This is a genomic window from Oceanospirillum linum (assembly GCF_001995095.2).
In the GTDB taxonomy this organism is placed as follows: Bacteria; Pseudomonadota; Gammaproteobacteria; order Pseudomonadales; family Halomonadaceae; genus Oceanospirillum; species Oceanospirillum linum.
The window spans coordinates 1-434 of the sequence record NZ_MTSD02000120.1 but is presented as its reverse complement, the minus strand read 5'-3'; the positions used below and the strand labels follow the sequence as shown (position 1 = coordinate 434).

Below are 434 nucleotides of genomic sequence, written 5' to 3'. Positions count from 1 at the left end.
AGGTTACGCCTATCGCGATGGGTGAACCAATACCCCAGCCGTCTAAGCTATTGAGCGATTCATAAATATCCCCTGTTTTTGGAATGTTAATCAACCCTGTTGTTGAGCTTATTAACAGATCTGTCGGCGTAGACAGCTCTCCTGTAGTGGGGTTGAAGGCAACACTAGATACTGGGATGCTACTCACACTTGGCGTAGCGGTTTGGTCTACATTATCTTTATCAACCCAATCACTTTTACAGCCTGTGAGTGCTAGTGTACCTGCGATAACACTGGCAAGAACTTTCTTTTTCATCGTATTACCTTTTATTGTTATTGGTGATCCACAAGTGATCAGAAAGGTTTAAGCGATGATGCAAAAGTTATTTTTATTCTCTGCCATCAGCGCCAATTTCAAACAAATGTTTGACAAGAATTGCAGTCCCACAGAGTCT

The 434-nt window shown here is 42.2% G+C and carries 1 protein-coding gene; it reads right to left on the bottom strand.

Annotated features, from left to right (window positions below; genetic code table 11):
* On the bottom strand, positions 1-295 hold a 295-nt coding region (locus BTA35_RS17800; protein ID WP_202931312.1), incomplete at its 3' end, for a hypothetical protein.
* Positions 296-434: the final 139 nt, after the last annotated feature.